We start from the raw sequence: 22,342 nt of genomic DNA on the forward strand, positions 1-22,342 counted from the left end.
AATGCGGCTTGTTCGTTTTAACCGGTATCGGCTAGCCGAACCATGGTTTCTCCGCGGCGGCAAGAGTGCCGTCGTGCTTGGCCATGTTCAGCCACTGATCAACATATTCTTGGAATTTTTCATCGCCCAGCGGCAGCAGATAGGCCTTCTGCGAGAAGTTGAATGGCTTATCCGGATGCACGGCGCAAAGCTGAGGATGTTCATTGGCTACCCAACGCGTTTCCGAGGCATCGGTGGTCATCACGTCGGCACGCCCGGCGATGATTTCATCAAAGATCGTATTGTTGTTCTCAAAACGAATGATCTCGCCTTCCGGGTAATTCGCCTCGGCGAATTTTTCGTTTGTCCCGCCTATGGGAGTGATGGAGCGGACACCGGGCGTGTTGATTTCCTTCACGGTGTCGTATTTTTCAACATTTTCACACAGCGTGATGGGAGTTTTGCCTTCATCCAGGGTGGCTTCGCTGTAGTAGGCCTGCTGGGCGCGTTCCATGGAGATGGAGACACCGCCCACGCCGATATCGCACTTGGAAAGGAAGTCCGGCATCAGGTCCTTCCAAGAGGTCTGGATGAACTCCGCTTCGACATCCAGCGATTCGGCGAGATCCTTGGCCATCGTGATGTCGATTCCCGACCAATCTCCGGTTTCCGGGTCAAGATATGTGAATGGCCGGTAATCGCCGGTGGTGCAAACCTTGAGGATTCCCGATTCGCCGACGCTGGCCAACCGGGTATCACCTGCCGCGGTTGCCGCGTCGTTGCTCTGATCTGGAATAGGGGCGGAGCATCCAGCGGTGAGCAACACCGCGCTGAGCGCGAACACCGGCAGGAGACGAGTCACGGACTGCGGACTAGAAAAAGTTTTGGTCATAGCCCATCAATCTATAAGCCGACCTAGTCAGAGCGCAAGAGTTATGGATAGTTCTTCAGTGGTCGCGCTCCTGCACCTTGGCAGGGAGCCGACCAAGCGGAATAGGTGACGCTGTTTAAACCCCGTTCGAAGCACTGAGCGCGGCCACCAGGTCCTGGCTGTGTTCATGTTCGGCGGAGGCCAAGAAGTCGTCGAGGCTGCGATGCTCAACGAGTTCGCCTTCGTAGAAAACGGCCACGTTATCGCTGACATAGCGGATCACGTCCATGTCATGGGAAATGACCACCAGGCACAACCCCAGCCGATCGCGCAGCTTCAGCAGGAGGTCCAAGATGTGGCGCTGGGCCACGGAATCCAGCGCAGAGGTCGATTCGTCACAGATCAACACCTGCGGGGCGACCAGCAGGGCGCGGGCTATAGCCATGCGCTGCAATTGGCCGCCCGAGCACTGGCCGGGCTTTCGATCCAGCAGCTGCTGAGGAAGCCCAACCTGGGTCATGGCATTCTCAACGATCTTCGTGGCCTCTAGCACTGGCAGTCGGTGCACCGCTGCACTCAGGCTCTTGCGAAGCGTCAGGGCAGGATCAAAGGACGAGAATGGTTCTTGCGCAATGACTTGAACGGCGTTGGGCGTGATGTGTTCATGATGGTTCAGGATCTGACCGCTAGTTGGCTTCTCCAAGCCGGCGAGCAATCTGGCGAAGGTGCTTTTTCCTGAGCCCGAGCGCCCCACCACGCCGAGGATTTCACCGGCATGCAACCGCAGCGTGGTGGGTTCCAGAGCCGCGCGGCCCTTGGCTCGGCGCGTGTAATTCTTGCCGGCCGAACGGGCTTCGAGGACGCACCCGGAACTAATTTCGCGTCGCTGCCGCGGCCCAGCCTGGGTCGCATCAACCAGTTCACGCGTTTTGGCGTGCCGGTCCTTGGAGAAGATCATGGCAGTGGGGCACTGGTCAATGATTTCGCCGTCGCTGACCACCACGATTCGATCTGCAATATGCCGGACGCTGGCGATGTCGTGGGTGATGAGCAAAATGCCCAGTCCGCGTTCTTGCTGCTTGCGGCGCAGCAATTCCAGGACCTCGGATTTCAGGATGGAATCCAAGGAAGAGGTGGGTTCGTCGGCCAGGATGAACTCCGGGTTCCCCGCCAAGGCAATGGCCAGCATGGCGCGCTGGGCCATGCCTCCAGATAGCTGGTCGGGACGCTTGCCGGCGATCTCCGCGGCTGGGGCGAGTCCCACTTCATGGAGCAAGGCTTCGACCTGGGCCTCGTGCTTGCGGGCCTTGCCGGCGCCGTGCGTGGCGAGGGCCTCGAGCAGGTGCGCACGGACGGTGAGGCGGGGGTTCATGACTCGCTTAGGCTGCTGGAACAGCATGCCGATGCGCCGCCCGCGCACGGCATCCATGCCCCTGTCATCAAGCTGGTCAATGCGTTCGCCGCCCAGCAGGATTTCTCCCTCGGCGCGCAGCTGCGCCGGCAGAAGGCCCATGATCGCCTTGGTCAGCAACGTTTTTCCGGAACCCGAGCGTCCGACGACGGCCACTAGTTCGCCGGCACGCACCGAGCAGCTGACCTTGGAAAGCAGCGATTTTTTTCCGGCACTGACCGATAATTCGATGATTTCAAGTTCTTTAGTCATTCAGATCCGCCTTGGCCCCGGCCGCGAGGACATCTTGCCCGTTGAGCGTTTGCGTGATGCGGTTGCCCAGCAGGGTTACGCAAAAACTCACCAAGAATATTGCCGCACCCGGTGCGATCAGACCCCAGGGCGAACGAGTTGCATGTGGTTGCGCGTCGGCAAGCATGGACCCCCAGTCCGACTGCGGCGGCTGGACGCCGATGCCCAAATAGGACAGCGAACCGAGCAAGACCAGCAACAGGCCAAAGCGCAACGCTGCCTGAGCCAGCACCGGGCCGGCAACAAACGGAAACACGTGGTGGCGCAGGATGAACCAGCGCGAGGCACCCACATGCTTGGAGGCTTCCACATGGTGGGTCGAGAGCGACTGCACCGCCAGCGAACGCACCAAACGTGCCGTGGGAGTCCAGGCCACCACTCCCACGGAGAGCACCATGGTGGTGAATCCGGGGCCCATCACCGCGATGATCAGCAGCGCAATCACGATCTCCGGCAGCGCCAGCAGCAGGTCGTTGACCCGCAGGAAGATCTCGTCGAGCCAGCCTCCGCGCAGCGCGCTGAGCAGGCCCAGACAGGTACCCACCAGCAACGAGAACAGCGTGGTAATCAGCGCCACGGCCAGGGAGAAGCGTCCACCGTGAAGCACCCGGCTCAACGTGTCGCGTCCCAACGCATCGGTGCCTAGCAGGTGTGCCCAGCTCGGCGATTCAAGACGTTCGAAGAGGCTTTGCGCATCCGGGTCAAAAGGTGAAATCCACGGCGCCGAGATGGTCGCGAACAAAACGATGAGCAGGACGATCACCGGCGGGTTGAACAATAGCCCGCGAAGAGATTTTTTAGTCATGGCGTACTCCAATGCGCACATTCGGGTCGCTGAGCCGGTGCACCAGATCGATGATCCCCGTGGCCAGCACGGCGCAGGCCACGACGACCACAACCCCGCCCTGGGCAACCGGGATGTCGGCGTCCACGATGGCGTCGAAGATCAGCCGTCCCATTCCCGGGATGGCAAAAATGACTTCCACGATGACCGAACCGCCCAGCAGTCCCGCGAACCACACCCCGACCATGGTCCACAACGGAAGCAGGCCATGGGGGATGACGTGGCGGATCAGCGCCTGGCTTCGGCTCAGGCCGCGGGCCCTGGCGGCCAGCACATGTTCAGAATCCAGCGCCTGCTGCACGCCCGAGCGTACCGCCACGCTGAAAAAGCTGATCGGCCGCAGTGCCAGCACGAACACCGGAAGCACCAATGATGCGGGGGATTCGAATCCGGCCGACGGAAGCAAGGACCAGCACACCGCGAAGAGCAAGACCAGCAGCGGAGCCAGTGCATATTCGGGAATGGCAATCAGCGCGTGGGTCACCGAGGTGATGATCCGGTCCGGCCATTGCCCGGCACGGGTGGCCGCAAGCACACCCAGCACTATGGAGACCAGGATGGCCACCAGCAGGGCGCAGCCGGCCAAAGCCAGGGTGACGCCAATGGCGGGCAGCACCTGGTCGACCACCGGGGTTCCGCTGACAAAAGAGACCCCCATGTCGCCGGTGAAAAACCGGCCAAGCCAGCGACCGAACTGCACCAGCATCGGGTCATGCAGGCCAAATTGCTGGGCATAGGCTTGCACCGCCGCCTCATCCGCGGCTCCGATGTCCATGCGCGCTCTGAGCAGCGCGCGCACCGGATCTCCGGGGGAGACAAAGGGTACGAGAAATACCGCGAAGGACGAAAGCAGGACCGCTGCGCCGAGTCCTACGACTCGGCGCAGCGTCGATGAGAGGGATAGCAACTTACTTGGTCTTCGCCAGATCCTTGGTCAACACGTAGCGGGTGAGCGGGTCCTGGACGTAGCCCTGGACCGACTCGCCGACGGCGTCGATGGACTGTTCGTTGACCAGCCACACATTGGCCGCATCCTCGGCAAGGATGTCTCCCGCCTCGCGGTAGAGCTGGTGGCGCGTGGCCTCGTCGGTTTCGCTGGCCGCCTTGGCAATGAGTGCGTCGTAATCCTCATTGCAGTAATGGCTCAGGTTGTAGCCGCCCTGGCAGGTGTAGTCCGCCTGCAGGAACCCGATGGGGTCTGCAATATCGATCATGCGATTGCGCTGGCTCAGGATCATGTCGTACTTGCCGGCCAGTACATCTGGTTCGGCGGCGCCGTAGGACTTGGTGACCACGTTGGCCTGGAGGCCGATCTGCTTGAACTGCTCCTGGATGATGGCGCCCACCCCGGCGAATTCAGCGCGTTCGGTGATCGCGATAATCTCCAGCGGCTGATCTTGCGCATACCCGGAATCGGCCACCAGCTTCTTGGCTTCGTCCAGATTCAGCTGGGGGACGGCCAAGTCGGGATTGGCCCAGCTTTCGCTTGGCGCGAAGGGGCCGGTGGCGGGCTGCGCGGCACCCTCGTAAATGCTTGCGGCGATGGCGGGCAGGTCTAGCGCCATGGTTGCCGCTTTGCGCAGCTTGACGTCATTGAACGGTGCCCGTGAGTTGTTCAGGTAGAGCGTCGCGGTGCGGGGAGAATCGGTTTTGAGCACGCTCACCGAGTCATCCGATTCCAAGGTGGCCAAGCTGGTGGCCGGAATCGACATGGAGATGTCGGCTTCTCCGGTCTGGACCTGGGTTGCGCGCGTGGCGCCCTCGGTGATGTAGCGGATTTCGCCGCCGGCCAGTTTCGCGGTGCCGCCCCAGTAGTTCTCGTTGCGGTCCAGGGTCAGTGACTGGCCGGCCTTTTCGGAGACCGGGGTGAACGGTCCGGTGCAGTGGCCAAACGGGTCTATGCCCTTGGGCGTATAAGCATCAGGGGAGAGGACACCGGCATTCACGCTTGCCATGCGGTAGGGCAACAGCGGATCGGCAGCTGGCGTGGTGACGCGGACGGTGTCGGCATCGAGAGCGGCGACCTTGCTGATGGTCTTGGGGTTGATGGCGCGTGCCGGCGCGGCGGCTTCGAGCACGTGGCTCAACGATGCGGCCACGGCCTTCGCATCCAACGCGCTGCCGTCCTGGAACTTCACGTCCGGGCGGAGCTCAAAATCCCACTGCGTATCGGAAGACTGCTTCCATGATGCCGCAAGCATCGGCTCGACTTTTTTCTCGGTCTGGTCATACCGGGTCAGGGTTTCCAAGCACCCGGAGATGGACAGCACATAGGCATCATCGCTTTCCAGCGCCCAGTTGGACACCGGCGCGCGGAAATTGGCCACAACTACGCGAGCGTCTTGATCCGCGGCCTGCTCCGGTGCGGCATTCTGCGTGGAGGTACTGCAGGCGGTCAGCGCGAGTGCAACGGCCGCGATTCCGGCGGCTGCGCTCAAACGTCCAAAGTTCATGGAAATCCTTCGGCATTACGTAATGAATAGGCTTCTAAAGCATTAGGGCCTTGGTAAGCGTACCCTAATTAACCGCACCGGAAGCCTGTCCTGAACCCATGGAATCGGCAGGCGGAAATCCGAGCTGTTTGTTTGGAAGCGAGATCGCAACCTGAGTAGTGCAGAGTTGATGGTCGGCGTGGAAATTCTGCGTCGTTTTACCTAATATGTCGTAGTTCACGAATGCTGAGCGGAGGCGCCGACCCGACGCACGAGGCGCGATGCATAGAGGGAGGCCAAGGCCAGCGGAACAAGTAGAACCATCCAAGGCAGGTATCCGGGCAGCAGCTCCTGGCCGGCCCGAGTCAGGAGCCACCCGAGCAGCATATTTCCCAGCAGCACCGCCAACCCGCCGCAACTGGACAGCAAGCCGAAGTAGGAGCCGGTGGCACGTGTGCCGGCAAATTTCGGGACCAGGCTCAGCGCGGTGGGATGCACGCTCATATGACCCAGGGTCAGCAGGGTCACCGCGCACATGATGCGTGCCGCTCCGGGTTCGCCGCCGAAGGCGGAGGCGGGAACGAACGCGAGCACCGCGAATCCGAGTGCGCTGAAGAGATACCCGAAACGCAAGGTTATGAACGGACCTAGACGGGTGGCGAGCCACGCAACGGGCAACTGCAAGGTCAGCGTCAGAATGGATATCCAGGCGAAGACCAACCCCAGCCACTGGGTGGGCAAGCCTATGCGCGCCAGCTCCAGCGGAATGGCCAGGTAGAGCTGGTTATAGGCCAACAGGTCCGATGCGTGCAAACCGCAGAACGCCACAAATCTGCGGTCTTTCAGGCACGCACGCAAACTGCTCTTCGGGATGCTTCGCTGCACCGAATCATTGCCAACGCTCCGTGGGGAAATCCCTGGGGCCTCCCGGCGCAGGTTGGCCCACAAGAACAGGCCAATGACGACGAAGAAGACCGCCCCGAATCCTGCGACCGTCGAGAAGCCCCAACCCCATAGCGCCGCTCCGACCAGCGGTCCGGTGACCGCGCCGATTTCCCCGGTAATGCTCAGCCAGGCAAAGAGCGTGGTGCGTTTGGTTTCGGTCGGCTTTCCGCGTTCTCGGGCTGCTTGGGCCGCGGCCACCAGGACATTGAGCCCGGGAGAAAAAAGCGCTCCGCCAAATCCGGTCAGCAGGGTTCCGAGAATGAACATCCACAGCACCGGGGTGCTGGCCCATAACGAGGCCGCCAGGGTGAAGAATCCTGCCGCGCGAACCGCGCAGCCGATGAGGATCATATTTCGCGCGCCAAAACGGTCCGCCAGGCTGCCGCCGGCGAGGAAGAGTCCCTGCTGGGCGAAGGTGCGAATCCCCAGAATGAGTCCCACCGCGGTGCCGGCCAGCAGGAAATCATTGGTGAGGACCACGGCAAGAAATGGAACCACCGCGTAGAAGCCGATATTAAACAGCGTCTGGGTTCCGAGGAGAACGGGAACTTCGAAGCGAGGGGAGCTAGTTTTCATGGACCTTAGGGAACGCGTTGGGCCGCTTCGATATTCTGGCGATGATCAGATCCTTCGGTTTCTTAGGTTTTCGTCGGCAGTATGGCCACCGGATTGCAATTTTAGCCAGCAATAACCCGATTGTCAGAAAGCCGCCGCCGCTAGCCGTAACGGCGGGGCGGATTGTTGGCTGCTCTCGGGGTCTTGGGCAAGCCAATCGACAGCAGGGCAGAGGCGGATAGCCGCTCGAACTACATGCTCCGCGGATTGCGTGGAGGCCCCAGGAATTCCGCAGCTCTGCGCAGGACCTCGTCCATCGATTTCAGTTCGCATTCCCACAGCGTCAGCGAATCCCATCCAAGCAATGCCAAATCTTGCCGTTTGCGCTTGTCCCGGGCGATGTTGGAATCCAATTTCGGGCTCCAGTATTCAGCATTGGATGAGGGGCGGTGTTGGCCCGCAGGGCAATCGTGACCGTGCCAGAAGCAGCCATTCATGAAAATCACTTTGTTCCGGGCGCTGAAGACGAGATCCGGCGAGCCAGGCAGCTTGCCCCCGCGCAAAAGGATTTCCTGGTGTTCTTTGCGCAGCGCGGCCAACTGCCGGACAGGCAATGCTCCGTGCAACCGGAAACGGTAGCCAGCGGCATGCAGCAGACTTCGCAAGGCGAGTTCCGGGCGGGTGTTCTTGCCGGGGATCCGCGACATGAGCCGCGAGCGCTGCCCAACAGTCATGATGTCCATGGTCCATTGTGCGCACGGATCGGCTCTGCACGCCACGGTTCCACTGCAGACTATCCACGAGAGGCAGCTGGAACTCGAGGTCGGTCTGTTCTGCTGGGGCCGGGGTATGTCATTGAAACCTATTGCAACGGTTTACAAGACCCGGGCGCGCCAGTAGGTTGGGCCTCGAGAACGGCAATTCGTCGACCGTTGGCCCGGGCAGCACTGAAACCACTAAGGGGAAACTCAATGAAAGCAGCACGATACTACGACCAGCGGGACATCCGGATCGAGGACATCGACGAGCCGGAACTGAAGCCGGGCACGGTGGCCATTGACGTGGCCTGGTGCGGTATCTGCGGGACCGACCTGCACGAATACCTTGAAGGGCCGATCTTCATCCCGCCGGCCGGGAAGCCTCACCCGATCTCGGGTGAAAGCGCACCGGTCACCATGGGCCATGAATTCTCCGGAACCGTCACGGCCCTGGGGCCAGGAGTCACCGGACTCGAAATCGGCGAAAACGTGGTGGTAGAGCCCTATATCGTTCATGAAGACGTGGACACCAGCCAGGGACAGCCCTACCAGTTGTCCGAGAATATGAACTTCATCGGCTTGGGCGGCCGCGGTGGCGGACTTTCGGAGAAAATTGTGGTCGAACGCCGCTGGGTGCACCCCATCGGCCGGATCCCGCTTGATGAAGCCGCACTAATAGAGCCGCTGTCGGTTGCCCACCATGCGTTCGTCCGATCGGGGGCCAAAGCCGGGCAGGTTGCCATTGTCGGTGGTGCCGGTCCGATCGGATTGCTGACCGCTGCGGTGCTTAAAGCCAAGGGGCTTCAGGTCTTCGTCTCGGAGCTTTCCGAAGCCCGCAAGGCCAAGGCCCGCGAAACCGGGGTGGCCGATGATGTCTTCGATCCGCGGGACGGGGACGTGGCGCAGAAAGTGCGCGACGCAACCGGAGGTCGCGGCGCCGATGTCGGATTCGAGTGCTCCTCGGTTCCTGCGGTGCTGGACATGCTCCTGGATGCGGTGTCTTCGGGCGGGGTGATCGTCAACGTTTCGATCTGGGGCCATAAGCCACCAGTTGACATGCCCAAGCTGGTGCTGAAAGAGATCGATCTGCGGGGAACCATCGGCTACGCCAGCGATCATCCGGACACCATAGCGCTGGTGCAGGGCGGGAAGCTGGACTTGGCGCCCTTCATTACCGGCCGGATCGGACTTGACGGGCTGGTGTCCGAAGGTTTCGACCAGTTGATTAACAACAATGAAGAGCATGTGAAGATCATCGTGAATCCGCGCGCCTGATCTGGCTGTTGTCGGCGCCGGCAGAGCAACCGACCGGCAGAGCTGGAGGACTGCTCTGCCGGTCGGGCTTGGCATTTGCCGTTCCCTCTGTAGGCGGGGGTCGCCACTGTTCGTGGCTCGCGGGAGGAATTTACTGCTGGACCGCGCCTTCCAGGTCATCCAGTGCCATCTGCGGTGGCTGGCGCCTGAATCCCCTGGTCGTGAAGCCCAAGGTGATCCCGCCGATGACCAGCCAGATCGAGCCGATGGCTACCGCGTGTATATCCAGCTGCAAGAGCAGGAATCCGATCACCAACACGCCGATGGCCGGGCACAGGACATAGAGCAGCGGGTTCAGCTGCCTGCCGGCTTGGCGTTCTCGTGCCCAGTAGACGATCACCGAGGCGTTGACCATGATGAAGGCGATGAATGCCCCGAAATTGATGAATGACGTCGAGGTGGCCACGTCCATGAATATGGCGATCAGGCCCACCGCGGCAATGGCCAGGATCGAGAAGACCGGGGTGCTCCACCGGGCGTTCAGCTTGCCGAAGAAGCCGCGTGGAAGCACCCCGTCACGGCCCATGGCGTAGAGCAGCCGGCTGCCGGCGGCTTGGGCCGCGATGCCCGAGGTGAATTGGGCAATGACCAGGGCGGCGAGGAACACCGCTCCAAAGAGATTGCCGCCGACCTGCTGGGCGATTTCGAAGCCCGCCGCCTCCGAATTCTCGAAGACGCCGCCCGGATGCACCAGCTGCACGGTGTAGGCCACCACCACGAAGATGCCGCCGCCGATCAGCGCGATCAGCATGATCGCCTTGGGTACGGTGCGCCGCGGCTCGACGGTCTCCTCGGTCAACGTGGTCACTGCATCGAATCCGAGGAAGGAATAGGCAGCGATGGCCGCGCCGCCGGCGATGCCAGCGGCGGTGGCATCGATTCCGGTGAACGGGGTGGCGCTGGCCAGTCCGCTAGCCCCGTGTTCGCCGACGACGCTGGACACGGAGAGGGCCACGAAGAAGACGATAACCAGGATCTGGAAGGACATCAGGACCAGATTCACCCGGTCGGCCACCTTGATGCCCACGATGTTCAGGATTGTCGTGGCCACAATGAAGCCCAGGATCCATACCGGCATGGGCACAGCAGGGAACTGCGCCTGCAGGTAGGAACCTCCGATCAACCAGATCACCATGGGCAGGAACAGGTAGTCGAGCATGGTGGCCCAGCCGACCAGGAAACCCACCCGGCCATCGATGGTTTTGCGTACGTAGGTGTAGGCAGAGCCCGCTACGGGGTAGGCGGCTGCCATTCGCCCATAGCTGTTGGCGGTGAAAAGCATCGCCAGCAAGGCAAGGAGGTAGGCGCTGGCGCTGGCGCCGCCGGTTTGCGAGGCGATGACCCCGAAGATGCCCAGGACAATTAGCGGTGTCAGATAGGCCAGGCCGAAGATCACCAGCGAGGGCAACGTCAAAGTGCGTGTGAGGGCAGTGGTGGTGGACATGGAAAACTCCGTTGTTTTCAGTAGGGGAGGTGAGAGGGAAACGATCTAGGAGCGGGGACCCGGTGGCCGCGGGGTCCAACGGGAGGGATCAAGCACGCCGTTGTACATCGGCAGGTTGATGGGCTGATCTCCTTGCCGGAACTGGGACCAGACCCGGTTGGTTCCGGCCGTGCCCTGCTCGCGTACGCGCTGCAGCCTGGTTGGATCGACTCGCACCACGAGCGTGTCTTCGCCCAGCCCGGCTTCGCCTAGCACCATGCCTTCGGGGTCCACCGCGATGCTGCGGCCCCGGCCGGCGGGGTGGGCGCAGTTCACGCTGAGCATGTAGACCTGGTTCACGATGGCGTTGGCTCTGGCCAGCACCAGTTCTTGTTCGCGGTCATCGCTGGTGGTCTTCACGACGTTCACTATGGCCCCGGCGCCCATCCACGCGAGATGGCGGGAATGCTCGGGAAACCACGCGTCGTAGCAGTTGGACAGACCGACCGGTCCAAAGCCGTCCAGCGCGGCCACCACGAATTCGGTGCCCGGCTGATGCGGCTCAAAGGGCCGCCAGGGGAACATCTTGCGGTAGCTGGCCGCCAGGGTTCCGTCCGGGGCGAAGAGCAGCTGGGTGTTGTAGTAGCCGCCGGCAGCGTCGCGTTCCCCGATGCTTCCCGGGCAGAGCCAGATCCGGTGTGCTTCCGCGATCCGGCCGAGGGCCGCGACGAACGGATCATCCAGCGGGACCGCGGCGTTCACCAACGCTGCACTCCGTTCGGCTTCGGGCAGATGCTCGGTGCCGTGCAAGTGCATTTCCGGGTAGGCCAGCAGATCCATCGGTCCGAAGCGATCTAGCGTCGCGGCTACGTCCTCGGCAAAACCGTCTACCGAGCTCGACACGGGCAGCGGAGCGCGTTGGGCCAGGCCGGCAATGATTTCTTGAGGCACCATGAACTTCTTTCGGAGATATATAACTGATCAATATGAGCAGTTATATAAATGTATGTGATGCAATCGATAGACTCAATACATGACGGCAAAAAATAATCCGGGTTCGGCTAATGCCGAGAAACGTGAAGCCGAGCGATTGCTGCATGCGGCACCGGGCTCCGCAGCTGTTACTCGGCTTACGGCGATGGAAACCGTCCGTGCACGAATCCTGCTGTCGGTCGAACATCGACTGCTTGCCCCAGGCGGCAAATTGCCAAGTACCCAGCTGATCGCCGCCGGCCTTGAAGTCAGCGTCATCACGGCTCGTCGCGGGCTGGAAAGCCTGGTGGCAGACGGGGTGCTCGAACGGCGTCCCGGGCGAGGCGGCGGGACCTTCGTGGTGCAAGATCCGCCGCAGCTCAATGATTCCTCGGTCCAAGCATTCCGCGCAGATGAAGGTGCGGTGCTCCGGTTGATCGACCAGCGCAGCCTCATGGAAAGCGCCGTTGCTGCGCAGGCCGCACTACGCGCCACCGAGGAGCAGTGCCAAGAGTTGGAAGAATTGATCAGCCAATCGGCACGTGCTGCAAGCTGGCATGAGCATCACATCCCCGATACCCGTTTCCACCGCCTGCTTGCCGAAATCAGCGACCTTCCCGAGGTACCTGCCTACCTCGCCGCTTACGAAGAACTGCTGAAGTACTTCGTGCCCTATCCGCAGGAGAAGCTGGAAGTTGGCCGAGGCCACCACCGGCAGCTGGTTAACGCTCTGCGGCGCCATGATCCCGTGGAGGCCATGTCGGTGACCCAGGAACATGTGGCGGCACTGAGGGGAGAGATGTTCTTCGGTCTTGGAACTGGTGGAGGGCGCTAGTGACGGCAATAGGCGGTGCGCTGCTTGCCTGTGCTCCGCTGCCTTTTCGCCGGCGAGGAAGTGTCCCTGCTTGTCGAAAGTTCGAATCCCCGGCATAAGTCCCACAGTGGTGCCGGGCGGAAGGAAATCATTGGTGAGGACGACGGCAAGAAATGGAACCACCGCGTAGAAGTCGATGTTGAACGGCCTTTGAGTTCCGAGAAGCACGGGAATTACGAAGCGAGATGAGTTAATTTTCATTGACCTCGGAAACGCGCTGGTCCGCAACGGCAATCCTGAGATGGTGAAATACCGTGCATCGCGATGCTCGCCGGGAAGGGCGGGATACCGGACCTAAATATTAGCCGGAACTTTCTTGCGACCAATGTGCTGCCGAACCGGTAGCATCGCTGGCCCATGCATCCTTTCGGTCGCGTGCTCCAAGTGGCAGACTGTGGGCACAACCTCCGGCCGCCTGGCTGACCAGCCCCGCGGTTGCCTGAAACGACATTAACCCACTGAGACGGGAAGGACGCGTCATGGCAAAACTCAGAGCGCATAATTTGAGCATTTCGCTAGACGGCATGGGCAGCGGGGTGAACCGCAGCCTCGAAGAACCCTTCGGGCATGCAAAGGAGCGACTGCACGAATGGTTCATCCCCACCCAGACCTTCCAATCGCTGGTGGGCAACGAAATGCGCGTACCTCTGGACGAGGCTGCAGCCGAGGACGACGTTTTTGCCCGGAGGGCGTTTGACGGCCTTGGTGCCGAAATCATGGGTGCCGGAAAGTACGGTCCTCCGGGGTGGGAAGAAGACCCCAGCTGGTCCGGCTGGTGGGGAGAAGAACCGCCGTTCCATTCTCCGGTGTTCGTGCTCAGCCACCGGAAGCGTGAATCCCAGACGGTGGGGGAGACGACCTTCCATTTCATCGATGCCTCCCCGCAAGAAGCCCTGGAAGCAGCCGCCGCGGCCGCCGGCGGGCTGGACGTGCGCCTCGGTGGCGGCGTGCTCAGCGTGCGGGAATTCTTGCGCGCCGGACTGGTGGACTATCTGCACGTGGCGCTAGTTCCGATCCTCTTAGGACGCGGTGACAGGCTCTGGGAGGGTCTTGAAGGGATGGAGCGAAACTACTCGATCGCATCCACTTCGACGAGCAGCGGGGTGACGCATCTGGAATTCACCCGGATCGAGTCCTAGCGAACCGAATGTGTAGCTTCGTCACGCGCCGTCTTGCCTTCGGGCGGGGCGGTGCTGGCAGACTGGGGTCAAATGCCATGGGATCGGCACCCCGGAGTATCCGGGCATGGCAGAAAAGCCACCAAGCGAAGGAGCATGAATATGTACGCAGTAACGAATCCTGCCACCGGAGTCGTGGAAGCAACTTACCCCATCGCCTCGGACGCGCAAATCCAGACCGCGATTACCACCGCCCATCAAGCCTATGGGCAATGGTCCGTCTCTGCGTTGGCCGAGCGCGTAGCCCTGCTCGAACGCGTGGCAGATATCTATGAAGCGCGTGCCGAAGAGCTTGCCGGGATCATCACCCGTGAGATGGGCAAGCCGAAGAAGCAGTCGCTCGGCGAGATCAGCATCGTGGTGTCCATCTACCGCTACTACGCCAAGAACGGTCCGAAGTTCTTGGAAGATGAAGAACTGGAAATTGCCTCGGGCGGCAAGGCGCTGGTGCGCAAGGAAGCGGTCGGCGTGCTGCTGGGCATCATGCCGTGGAATTTCCCGTACTACCAGGTGGCGCGCTTCGCGGCGCCCAACCTGATGAACGGCAATACGATCCTGCTCAAGCACGCACCGCAGTGCCCCGAATCCGCGCTGGCCATGGAGCAGATCTTCCGTGAAGCCGCAGCGCCGCACGGCGCCTACCTGAACATCTTCGCCACCAATGAGCAGGCGGCCGACATCATCGCGGACCGCCGCATCCAGGGCGTCTCGCTGACCGGCTCCGAACGCGCGGGCGCGGCGGTGGCAGAGGTCGCCGGACGCAACCTGAAGAAGGTGGTCCTGGAACTAGGCGGTTCTGATCCCTTCCTGGTGCTGCCCGACGTCGATGTGGAACGGACCGCGAAGCTCGGCATGCGGGCCCGCTTCGGCAATACCGGGCAGGCCTGCAACTCGGCCAAGCGGTTCATCGTGGATTCCTCGGTATACGAGGACTTCTCCCGGGCGCTCGCCGAACAGGTGTCCGCCATCAACGTCGGCGATCCAACCCAGGCCGAGACCTTCCTCGGCCCGCTGTCTTCGGCGGCGGCCCGCGAAGGTCTGGCGGAACAGGTGCAGGACGCCATCGACAAGGGCGCCACGGTGCTCGCCGGCGGCAAGCGGATCGAAGGCGTCGGTGCCTACTACGAACCGACCATCCTGGCCGATGTCACCCCTGAAATGCGCGCCTTCTCCGAGGAGCTCTTCGGGCCGGTGGCGGTGCTCTACAAGGTGGGCGGCGAGGAAGAAGCTATCGCGTTGGCCAACAATTCCGACTATGGCTTGGGTGCCTCAGTCCACACCAAGGACCTGGCGCGCGCCGAGCGGATCGCCGCGCGGCTGGAAAGCGGAATGGTGGCCATCAACGAACCTTCGGCCTCGGCGGCCGAATTGCCATTCGGCGGAGTGAAGCGCTCGGGGATCGGCCGGGAGCTGGGCAAGTACGGCATGACCGAGTTCATCAACCACAAGCTGGTGAAGGTCGCCGGGCGCTAACCGGGTCCGCTTCCGCAGTTGGCCTTGAATTCGCCCCATGCCTCAGGGGCTTCAAGCGAACATGCATAGGCGGATGCCCTTATGTTCGGGAGCGAAACGAACTCCACCGCGTCATTGCGGTGGAGTTCGCGGAGCGTGCAACAAGTGGCTACGCCTTGTCGGCGATCACCTGCTTGTCTCCTTCGTCAGAGATCGGATTCCCGAGCAGCGTACTGCGTTCTGCCAGGGGCACCATTTGCAGAGCGCCGGTCTTCAATTCATCGCAGTGCCCGTTCAGTTCCTTGCGGATGACATTGGCCAAGAAGAACAGTCCGAGCACGTTGGGAACGGTCATCAGGAAGAATACCGCGTCCGAGAATCTCACCACGGTCGACAGCGAGACGGCCGAGCCGAGAATGATCGTGCCCAGCCAGACGAGGTTGTAGCTGTTGCGGACGATCGCCGACTTTCCAAAGAGGAAACCAGCGGCCAGCTGCCCGTAGTAGGAGAAACTCAAGATCGTGGAGAAGGCGAAGAGCAGGACGCAGATGGTCAGCACATAGGGGAACAGCCCATGCACCGAACCGAAAGCTGCGGTGGTGAGCGCGATTCCGTCCGCATCCTGATTCAGGTATTGGCCGGTGACGATAATGGCCAGCGCCGTCATGGTGCAGACCACTACGGAATCAATGAAAGGTTCCCAAGCCGCGACGAAACCTTCCTGAGCCGGTCGCGTGTTCTTGGTGGCCGAATGGGCCATGCCGGCGGTGCCGGCTCCTGCGACATTGGAAAACAATGCTCGTTGGATTCCGATGATCGCCACGCCCACGACGCCTCCCTGAACGCCGCCCCCGGTGAATGCACCCTCGAAGATCAGGCCGAAGGCCCCTGGAATAGCGCTGAAATTAGTGAACAGGATGATCAACACGCAAACAATGTAGAGCGCCGCCATGCCTGGCATGATGCGGCCGGTCCACTTGGCAATGGACTTGATACCGCCAAAGATCGCCAGAGCCGTAACGACAGCAACGATGACTCCCAGAATCCAGCTCTTTCCGGCGAAGAAGCTCTCCTCTCCGCCGGTCATCAGCACAACTTGGGCGGTAAGCTGATTGGCTTGGAACAGGTTGCCGCCGCCGAGGGCGCCAATCATGGTGAAGGTCGCGAACATGTAGGCAAGCAGCTTGCCGAGTTTCGCCTTGCCTTGGAGCCGCAGTCCGGTCTGGAGATAGTACATTGGCCCGCCGGAAACCGTTCCGTCTTTATTGATTCGCCGGTACTTCTGACCGAGTGTGGCTTCAGCCATCTTCAGGGACATGCCGAGAAATCCTGCAATGACGATCCACAATGAGGCACCGGGCCCGCCAATGGAGATTGCGACAGCAACACCGGCGATATTGCCTAGGCCTACCGTTCCGGATAGTTCGGTGGCCAGAGCCTGGAAACTGGTCACTTCGCCAGGGTCGTTGTGGCGGTTGAATTTTCCGCGGATAATATTAATCGAGTGTGGCATCTGGCGGAAGGCCCGGAATCCGGTGAAGCAGGTCATGAAAATACCGGCGCCAATGATCCAGACGACAATCAGCGGCAGTTCCGAACCGAAGACCGGGACGGCGAAAAACACCACGCTTTCGAGCCATGAAACAAACGGGCCAAAGAGGCTTTCCAACCGCTGATCGAGCGAAAGCGCGCTGAGTACTGGAATTGAAGTTGAAGATGGCATATTAAGTGCCTCTCACAGTCAGAGTGATTGAGCGTCCGGTCAACTGCAGCGATGCCTACACCATGCGGTTGTCCGTACGCTCCTGAGATGGGTCGATACCGGGTATTTTGTGGGCCTGATGTGTCGGTGGAGCTAGTCGTTCTGTAGTATCGAAGAAAATGAATAGTAAGTCGAGTGACGGTCATCACGTTATTGGTTGTCGATAACAATGACACCCGAAGGGCTTGCATGTGTCAACCCTTTAGGCTCGAAAGCCCGCACATCGCGGTGAAATGGAGTTGCTATGGCTCGCGAAGCGAGTATCGAAGTCGGTCAGTTAGCGGCTCGGGCCACGTTGAAGGAAACTACCGAAGCAATCATCCGTAGGGCTTTGCTGGACGGCACCATGCAACCCGGAGAGATCTACTCGGCCAATGCGCTTGCCGGTCGCTTGGGGATCTCAAATTCGCCGGCCAGGGAAGCCATGATTACGCTGGCGGACAAGGGTCTTTTGGAACCGATTAAGAATCGAGGATATCGCGTTGTCGATATGAGCGATCGGGATCGCCAAGAAGTCTATGACCTGCGAATGCTGATAGAAGTTGAAGCTGTACGGCGCGTTGCGCTGCGCGGAATTAGTGATGAAACCTGTGGTCAGCTCAGAAAATTAGTGGATTCAACGGTACGCGTGGCCGAGAGCGGTGACGTTGTGGAGTATCTCGAGGTGGATCAGGAATTCCATGTTGAGCTCGTGAAAATTCTAGGTAACAGGCGTTGGGTTGGCATCATTGAGAACCTGCGGGATCAGTCGCGGATTAATGGCGCCTATCACCTGCAGGAGCGCGGGCTGCTAACCGAGAGCGCCCAAGAGCACCGGGATATCATTGACGCCGTGACGCAGGGCGATTCGCGCCGCGTGGTGGAGCTGATGACTCGTCATCTGGAGTATGCCCGCCCTTGATTTCGCGGCACTAAGAAGTCCCAAGGCCCAGACGTATTTATTGCGTCTGGGCTTTATCTTTCCCCAACGCTTGACATGTGCGCTGGGTCATAGTGCATAGTTATCGATAACGGATAACCGAAAGTAGTTTTCGACTGCCCACACATTTGAAAGGGGGACGACGTGACGGATTCAATGATCGACATTGAACCGCAATTTGAATCGAGGCTTCCGCAGGCCGCAGAACTAGTCATCATCGGTGGCGGCATCATGGGCGTCAGCACCGCATGGCATCTGGCCAAATCGGGCGTGCGCAACATCGTCCTGCTCGAACTCGGCGAACTCGGTGGGGGATCCTCGGCGAAACCCCTAGGCGGCATTCGCGCAAACTTCTCGGACCCGGGCAACATTCAGCTTGGCCAGCGCTCCTTGGCCGCCTATCGCCGATTCGACTCAGAATTCGGTGCCGGCATCGGCCTGGAACAAGTTGGCTACCTCTTCCTCTGCCGGAATGCCGATTCGCTTCAGGCGCTTGAGGGTGCCACCGCCACCCAGAACGGCATGGGCGTCCCAAGCCGCATGATCTCACCGCAGGAAGCCCAAGGTCTGAACCCCTTTGTCGATGCACGCTCGCTCAACGGAGCGAGTTTCTCCCCGGGAGACGGATTCGCCGAACCCGCATTGGCGGTGGCTGCCTATGCTGCCGCTGCTCGCCAGCTGGGCGTCAAGATCCTCACTCACACCCAGGTGCTGGACATTGAAACCGGGGACCGATCGATCAAGTCGGTGACAACCAATCGTGGAACCGTGAAGACCGGCGCGGTCATCTGCTGCGCCGGAGCATGGAGCCGCAGCATCGGTGAGCTGGCTGGAATCGATCTACCGGTCACTCCGACTAAGCGGATGATCGGTGTGACAAGGCAGCAGCCTGCCGCCCACCCGCGGGTTCCCTTCACCCTGGACCTGGCGACCACAATGTACTTCCATAACTACCGCAACGGATTGCTGGTGGGGATCTCCCATGAGCAGGAGGCGGGATTCGGGCGGGAATTCGACTATTCCTGGCTCGACGAATTCAACGATGCGGCAGCGGTTTGCGCCCCGGGGCTCGAAAACCCGGATCTGGTCGGCGGATGGGCCGGATACTACGAGAACACCCCGGACCACAACGCCCTGATCGGCCAGGCGCGGGGCCTTCCAGGTTTCTTTTATGCGACCGGTTTCTCCGGCCATGGTTTCCTCCAGGGCCCCGCAGTCGGGGAGCTGGTCACCGACCTCTACCACCAAAGGGATTCATTCATGAATCCCGCCCCCTTCGCCGTGGAACGGTTCGAAAGCAGCAGCCAGCTGCGCGAAGTCAACATCATCTAATGGACATGCAGAAAGGCAAGCATCAAATGAGTTTCGTTGAGCAGTGGGAGTTGCGAGCACGCTTCGCTTACGAGCTGTCGGTCATGTACGGAACAGAAGTTCCGGCCTACAACACCCTGGTGGACGTCTCCAACGAGGTGAATCGCGACCATCTGGCAAGCAACGGCGCGCAGGCCGAACGACTCGGCGATATCAAACGCATCACCGCCGAGCGCCACGGTGCCATCCGGGTGGGCTCGCCGGCGGAAATGCGGCAGGTGGCCCGGGTCTTCGGCGCCTTCGGCATGTACCCGGTGGGTTTCTACGATCTGCGTGATGCGGCCAAGGCCTCGGTCCCGGTGGTTTCCACCGCCTTCCGACCGGTGGACCGTGCGGAATTGGCAAAGAACCCCTTCCGCGTTTTCACCTCGATGCTGGCGGCCGACGACCCGCGCTTCTTCAACGAAGCGCTGCGCGCGGAGCTGAAAGAGTTCATCGGCTCGCGCACGCTGTTCCCGGTGCATCTGCTCGAGCTGGCCGATCAGGCCGCCGCCGAAGGCGGACTGCAAGCCGAAGATGCCGTGCAGCTGCTGCAGCTTGCCTGCGCCTCCTTCAAGCTATCGGACGACCCGGTAGAACACAGCTGGTACAAGAAACTCGAAGAAATCAGCGCCGTCGCCTCGGATATCGGCGGGGTGCGCAGCACCCACATCAACCATCTCACCCCGCGGGTACTGGATATCGATGAGTTGTACACGCGCATGGAAGCGCGCGGGATCACGATGATCGATGAAATCCAAGGCCCACCGGCCTGGGCCGGGCCAGACATCCTGCTGCGCCAGACCTCCTTCCGGGCACTGGCCGAGGACCGCATGTTCCGCTATCCGGACGGCAGCGTTGCCCCGGGAGAACTGCGGGTCCGCTTCGGGGAGGTGGAGCAGCGCGGCATCGCACTGACCGAAAAAGGCAGGGACCTCTACGACATCATGGTCGCTGAAACCGACCGCCGGCTGGCGGCGGGCCTCGGAAACGGCGTACGCGTGGACGTTGCCCGCACCGTCTGGGAGGAGCATCTGCCGCGCACCGAACGCGAGTTGGCGCTGGCGGGGTTGGCCTTCTTCACCTATGAACTCAACGCCGAGCGGGCAGCGCAGCTTGGCGCAGCGGCCGTGGCCACGCAGGATATCGAGGAGCTAATCACCGCCGGACTGGTGGAGATCGAGCCCATTGTCTATGAAGACTTCCTGCCGCGTTCGGCTGCCGGGATCTTCCAATCAAACCTCACCGACGAGGGCTCCCGGGACGACGCGCAGGCAGCGGCTAGCTACAACGAGGAAAGCATGAGCCAGATCCTCGGTGCCCCGGTGGCCAATCCATACGAGCTCTACCGCAAGCAGCAAGAGGAATCCCTCGCCGCGCTGCGTACGCGGTTGGCCGAACTCACAACCGTCTAAAAAATCACTACATCCAAGGAGCATAGAAAATGACGCAGACCGTGAATGAAACGACCCTGAAGAGCACCGTTGCCAAGGCGCTGGAAGCCTGCGGCGTGGAGAGTGCCGCATTGAGCGGAAGCGGTGTGGTCACCAGCCCGCTGACCGGTGAAGTGATCGCTAGCATTCCGCAGCACACCGCCAAGGACACAGAAGAGGCCATCACCCGCGCCTCCGAAGCCTTCAAGATCTGGCGCGAGATGCCCGCCCCGCTGCGCGGACAGACCGTCAAGCGCTGGGGCGAACTGCTCACCGAGCACAAGGAAGACCTGGCCGTTCTGGTCCAGGCCGAGGCTGGCAAGATCACCTCCGAGGCGCTGGGCGAGGTGCAGGAAATGATTGATATCTGCGACTTTGCCGTGGGTCAATCCCGCATGCTCTACGGCAAGACCATGCCTTCCGAACGTCCCGGTCACCGCCTGATGGAGACCTGGCACCCGTTGGGCGTGGTAGGTGTCATCTCGGCCTTCAACTTCCCTGTGGCCGTGTATTCCTGGAATACCGCGCTGGCCCTGGTGGCCGGTGACACCGTGGTGTGGAAGCCTTCGGGACTGGTGAGCCTGTCCGCCATGGCCGCCCACACGCTGCTGGCCCGCGCCGTCGCGGACACCGGCGCTCCGGTTGATGTGCACCAGCTGGTGCTCACCGACCGCGCCGGCGGAGCCCCGCTGCTTGAAGACCCGCGCGTCGCGCTGGTCTCGGCCACCGGATCCACTCGCATGGGACGCGAAATCGCCCCGCAGATCGCCGCCCGTTTCGGGCGCATCCTGCTGGAGCTCGGCGGCAACAACGCGGCCATCGTCTCCCCGAGCGCGGATCTGGACCTGGCCCTGCGCGGCATCGTCTTCTCCGCGGCCGGCACCGCCGGGCAGCGCTGCACCACCATGCGCCGCATCATCGTCCACGAATCGGTGGTTGACGAGCTGACCGAGAAGCTTGTTGCCGCCTACGGCACATTGAGCATCGGAGACCCGCGCGCCGAGGCAAATCTGGTGGGCCCGCTGGTCAACAAGGGCAGCTACGAGGCCATGGCGCAAGCGCTATCGGATGCCAAGGCCCAGGGCGGCACCGTGCTCGCCGGCGGCGAACGGGTACTCGCCGAGCAGTACCCGGATGCCTACTATGTGCAGCCTGCGATCGTGCGCATGCCGGCACAGAGCGAGGTGGTGCGCGAGGAGACTTTCGCGCCGATCCTGTATGTGCTGACCTACGCGGACTTCGCCGAGGCCATCGAGTTGCAGAACGGGGTGCCACAGGGACTGTCCTCGGCGATCTTCACCACCGACCAAGGCGAGGCCGAGCGCTTCCTTTCCGCCTCGGGTTCAGACTGCGGCATCGCAAATGTCAACATCGGCACCTCCGGGGCCGAGATCGGCGGAGCCTTCGGCGGCGACAAGGAAACCGGCGGCGGTCGCGAGTCCGGTTCGGATGCCTGGCGCGCCTACATGCGCCAGGCGACCAACACGGTGAACTACTCCGGCGAGCTGCCATTGGCCCAGGGCGTGAAGTTCCTCTAGGCCAGAGATAACTCCAGTTCCCAGCGAGGCGGCGTGCCCGG

18 protein-coding genes are annotated in these 22,342 nt (G+C 61.5%); 8 read left to right on the top strand and 10 right to left on the bottom strand.

Annotation, left to right across the window (positions count from 1 at the left end; all coding sequences use genetic code 11):
- Positions 1-31: 31 nt before the first annotated feature.
- From CQ015_RS06450 to CQ015_RS06480, 7 genes are all read right to left on the bottom strand, one after another.
- Positions 32-841, bottom strand: a complete 810-nt coding sequence (locus tag CQ015_RS06450; RefSeq protein ID WP_258137953.1) for a transporter substrate-binding domain-containing protein — start codon at positions 839-841, stop codon at positions 32-34.
- 145 nt (positions 842-986) lie between these two features.
- The gene (locus CQ015_RS06455) at positions 987-2,513 is read right to left on the bottom strand and encodes an ABC transporter ATP-binding protein (RefSeq protein ID WP_105649626.1); all 1,527 of its coding nucleotides are present in this window, start codon (positions 2,511-2,513) and stop codon (positions 987-989) included.
- Positions 2,506-3,357 carry an ABC transporter permease gene (locus CQ015_RS06460; RefSeq protein ID WP_105649627.1) on the bottom strand — a complete coding sequence of 284 codons (852 nt, stop codon included), beginning with the start codon at positions 3,355-3,357 and terminating at the stop codon, positions 2,506-2,508. The genes CQ015_RS06455 and CQ015_RS06460 overlap by 8 nt, the downstream gene beginning before the upstream one ends.
- The gene (locus CQ015_RS06465) at positions 3,350-4,303 is read right to left on the bottom strand and encodes an ABC transporter permease (protein ID WP_105649628.1); all 954 of its coding nucleotides are present in this window, start codon (positions 4,301-4,303) and stop codon (positions 3,350-3,352) included. Before CQ015_RS06465 ends, CQ015_RS06460 begins: the two co-directional genes overlap by 8 nt.
- A 1-nt stretch (position 4,304) precedes the next feature.
- Complete coding sequence (locus CQ015_RS06470) at positions 4,305-5,849, bottom strand: ABC transporter substrate-binding protein (RefSeq protein WP_105649629.1); 1,545 nt, start codon at positions 5,847-5,849, stop codon at positions 4,305-4,307.
- 216 nt (positions 5,850-6,065) lie between these two features.
- Positions 6,066-7,349 carry an MFS transporter gene (locus CQ015_RS06475; RefSeq protein WP_105649630.1) on the bottom strand — a complete coding sequence of 428 codons (1,284 nt, stop codon included), beginning with the start codon at positions 7,347-7,349 and terminating at the stop codon, positions 6,066-6,068.
- 230 nt (positions 7,350-7,579) lie between these two features.
- Positions 7,580-8,062 carry a very short patch repair endonuclease gene (locus tag CQ015_RS06480; RefSeq protein WP_258141573.1) on the bottom strand — a complete coding sequence of 161 codons (483 nt, stop codon included), beginning with the start codon at positions 8,060-8,062 and terminating at the stop codon, positions 7,580-7,582.
- A 237-nt stretch (positions 8,063-8,299) separates the two neighbouring features.
- Here CQ015_RS06480 and CQ015_RS06485 point away from each other — a divergent pair, with 237 nt between their 5' ends.
- Entirely contained in the window at positions 8,300-9,361 is a 1,062-nt protein-coding gene (locus CQ015_RS06485; protein ID WP_096286121.1) for a 2,3-butanediol dehydrogenase, read from the top strand.
- A 130-nt stretch (positions 9,362-9,491) separates the two neighbouring features.
- Here CQ015_RS06485 and CQ015_RS06490 read toward each other — a convergent pair whose 3' ends face one another.
- Together CQ015_RS06490 and CQ015_RS06495 are read right to left on the bottom strand one after the other, a co-directional pair.
- Positions 9,492-10,844, bottom strand: a complete 1,353-nt coding sequence (locus CQ015_RS06490) for an APC family permease (protein WP_105649631.1) — start codon at positions 10,842-10,844, stop codon at positions 9,492-9,494.
- Positions 10,845-10,889: 45 nt separating this feature from the next.
- Positions 10,890-11,777 (bottom strand): carbon-nitrogen hydrolase family protein, encoded by an 888-nt coding sequence (locus CQ015_RS06495; protein ID WP_105569490.1) that lies wholly within the window; start codon positions 11,775-11,777, stop codon positions 10,890-10,892.
- Positions 11,778-11,856: 79 nt separating this feature from the next.
- Here CQ015_RS06495 and CQ015_RS06500 point away from each other — a divergent pair, with 79 nt between their 5' ends.
- From CQ015_RS06500 to CQ015_RS06510, 3 genes are all read left to right on the top strand, one after another.
- Entirely contained in the window at positions 11,857-12,630 is a 774-nt protein-coding gene (locus CQ015_RS06500; RefSeq protein WP_096286127.1) for a FadR/GntR family transcriptional regulator, read from the top strand.
- Positions 12,631-13,148: 518 nt separating this feature from the next.
- The gene (locus tag CQ015_RS06505; protein WP_105649632.1) at positions 13,149-13,808 is read left to right on the top strand and encodes a dihydrofolate reductase family protein; all 660 of its coding nucleotides are present in this window, start codon (positions 13,149-13,151) and stop codon (positions 13,806-13,808) included.
- Positions 13,809-13,949: 141 nt separating this feature from the next.
- Positions 13,950-15,320: an NAD-dependent succinate-semialdehyde dehydrogenase gene (locus CQ015_RS06510; protein ID WP_219844294.1), complete on the top strand. Its 1,371-nt coding sequence runs from the start codon at positions 13,950-13,952 to the stop codon at positions 15,318-15,320.
- Between the two features lie 148 nt (positions 15,321-15,468).
- Here CQ015_RS06510 and CQ015_RS06515 read toward each other — a convergent pair whose 3' ends face one another.
- Positions 15,469-17,022, bottom strand: coding sequence for a sodium:alanine symporter family protein (locus CQ015_RS06515; protein ID WP_105649634.1), 1,554 nt, complete (start codon positions 17,020-17,022; stop codon positions 15,469-15,471).
- A gap of 283 nt (positions 17,023-17,305) precedes the next feature.
- On the opposite strand from CQ015_RS06515, the gene CQ015_RS06520 reads away from it, so the two are divergent.
- The 4 genes from CQ015_RS06520 to CQ015_RS06535 all read left to right on the top strand — a co-directional run bounded on the left by CQ015_RS06520 (position 17,306) and on the right by CQ015_RS06535 (position 22,301).
- The gene (locus CQ015_RS06520; RefSeq protein WP_105649635.1) at positions 17,306-17,962 is read left to right on the top strand and encodes a GntR family transcriptional regulator; all 657 of its coding nucleotides are present in this window, start codon (positions 17,306-17,308) and stop codon (positions 17,960-17,962) included.
- Between the two features lie 162 nt (positions 17,963-18,124).
- Positions 18,125-19,312, top strand: coding sequence for an FAD-binding oxidoreductase (locus CQ015_RS06525; RefSeq protein WP_219844295.1), 1,188 nt, complete (start codon positions 18,125-18,127; stop codon positions 19,310-19,312).
- Entirely contained in the window at positions 19,312-20,745 is a 1,434-nt protein-coding gene (locus CQ015_RS06530; protein WP_258137960.1) for a VOC family protein, read from the top strand. The genes CQ015_RS06525 and CQ015_RS06530 overlap by 1 nt, the downstream gene beginning before the upstream one ends.
- A gap of 29 nt (positions 20,746-20,774) precedes the next feature.
- Complete coding sequence (locus CQ015_RS06535; protein ID WP_105649637.1) at positions 20,775-22,301, top strand: aldehyde dehydrogenase family protein; 1,527 nt, start codon at positions 20,775-20,777, stop codon at positions 22,299-22,301.
- Positions 22,302-22,342: the final 41 nt, after the last annotated feature.

Source organism: Arthrobacter sp. MYb221 (assembly GCF_002979835.1).
Taxonomy (GTDB): Bacteria; Actinomycetota; Actinomycetes; order Actinomycetales; family Micrococcaceae; genus Glutamicibacter.

What these genes read in the sequence shown, in the direction of transcription:
- CQ015_RS06455 (WP_105649626.1), bottom strand. Translation starts at nt 2,513, where the DNA reads ATGACTAAAGAACTTGAAATCATCGAATTATCGGTCAGTGCCGGAAAA.
- CQ015_RS06460 (WP_105649627.1), bottom strand. Translation starts at nt 3,357, where the DNA reads ATGACTAAAAAATCTCTTCGCGGGCTATTGTTCAACCCGCCGGTGATC.
- CQ015_RS06470 (WP_105649629.1), bottom strand. Translation starts at nt 5,849, where the DNA reads ATGAACTTTGGACGTTTGAGCGCAGCCGCCGGAATCGCGGCCGTTGCA.
- CQ015_RS06475 (WP_105649630.1), bottom strand. Translation starts at nt 7,349, where the DNA reads ATGAAAACTAGCTCCCCTCGCTTCGAAGTTCCCGTTCTCCTCGGAACC.
- CQ015_RS06480 (WP_258141573.1), bottom strand. Translation starts at nt 8,062, where the DNA reads ATGACTGTTGGGCAGCGCTCGCGGCTCATGTCGCGGATCCCCGGCAAG.
- CQ015_RS06485 (WP_096286121.1), top strand. Translation starts at nt 8,300, where the DNA reads ATGAAAGCAGCACGATACTACGACCAGCGGGACATCCGGATCGAGGAC.
- CQ015_RS06490 (WP_105649631.1), bottom strand. Translation starts at nt 10,844, where the DNA reads ATGTCCACCACCACTGCCCTCACACGCACTTTGACGTTGCCCTCGCTG.
- CQ015_RS06495 (WP_105569490.1), bottom strand. Translation starts at nt 11,777, where the DNA reads ATGGTGCCTCAAGAAATCATTGCCGGCCTGGCCCAACGCGCTCCGCTG.
- CQ015_RS06500 (WP_096286127.1), top strand. Translation starts at nt 11,857, where the DNA reads ATGACGGCAAAAAATAATCCGGGTTCGGCTAATGCCGAGAAACGTGAA.
- CQ015_RS06505 (WP_105649632.1), top strand. Translation starts at nt 13,149, where the DNA reads ATGGCAAAACTCAGAGCGCATAATTTGAGCATTTCGCTAGACGGCATG.
- CQ015_RS06510 (WP_219844294.1), top strand. Translation starts at nt 13,950, where the DNA reads ATGTACGCAGTAACGAATCCTGCCACCGGAGTCGTGGAAGCAACTTAC.
- CQ015_RS06515 (WP_105649634.1), bottom strand. Translation starts at nt 17,022, where the DNA reads ATGCCATCTTCAACTTCAATTCCAGTACTCAGCGCGCTTTCGCTCGAT.
- CQ015_RS06520 (WP_105649635.1), top strand. Translation starts at nt 17,306, where the DNA reads ATGGCTCGCGAAGCGAGTATCGAAGTCGGTCAGTTAGCGGCTCGGGCC.
- CQ015_RS06530 (WP_258137960.1), top strand. Translation starts at nt 19,312, where the DNA reads ATGGACATGCAGAAAGGCAAGCATCAAATGAGTTTCGTTGAGCAGTGG.
- CQ015_RS06535 (WP_105649637.1), top strand. Translation starts at nt 20,775, where the DNA reads ATGACGCAGACCGTGAATGAAACGACCCTGAAGAGCACCGTTGCCAAG.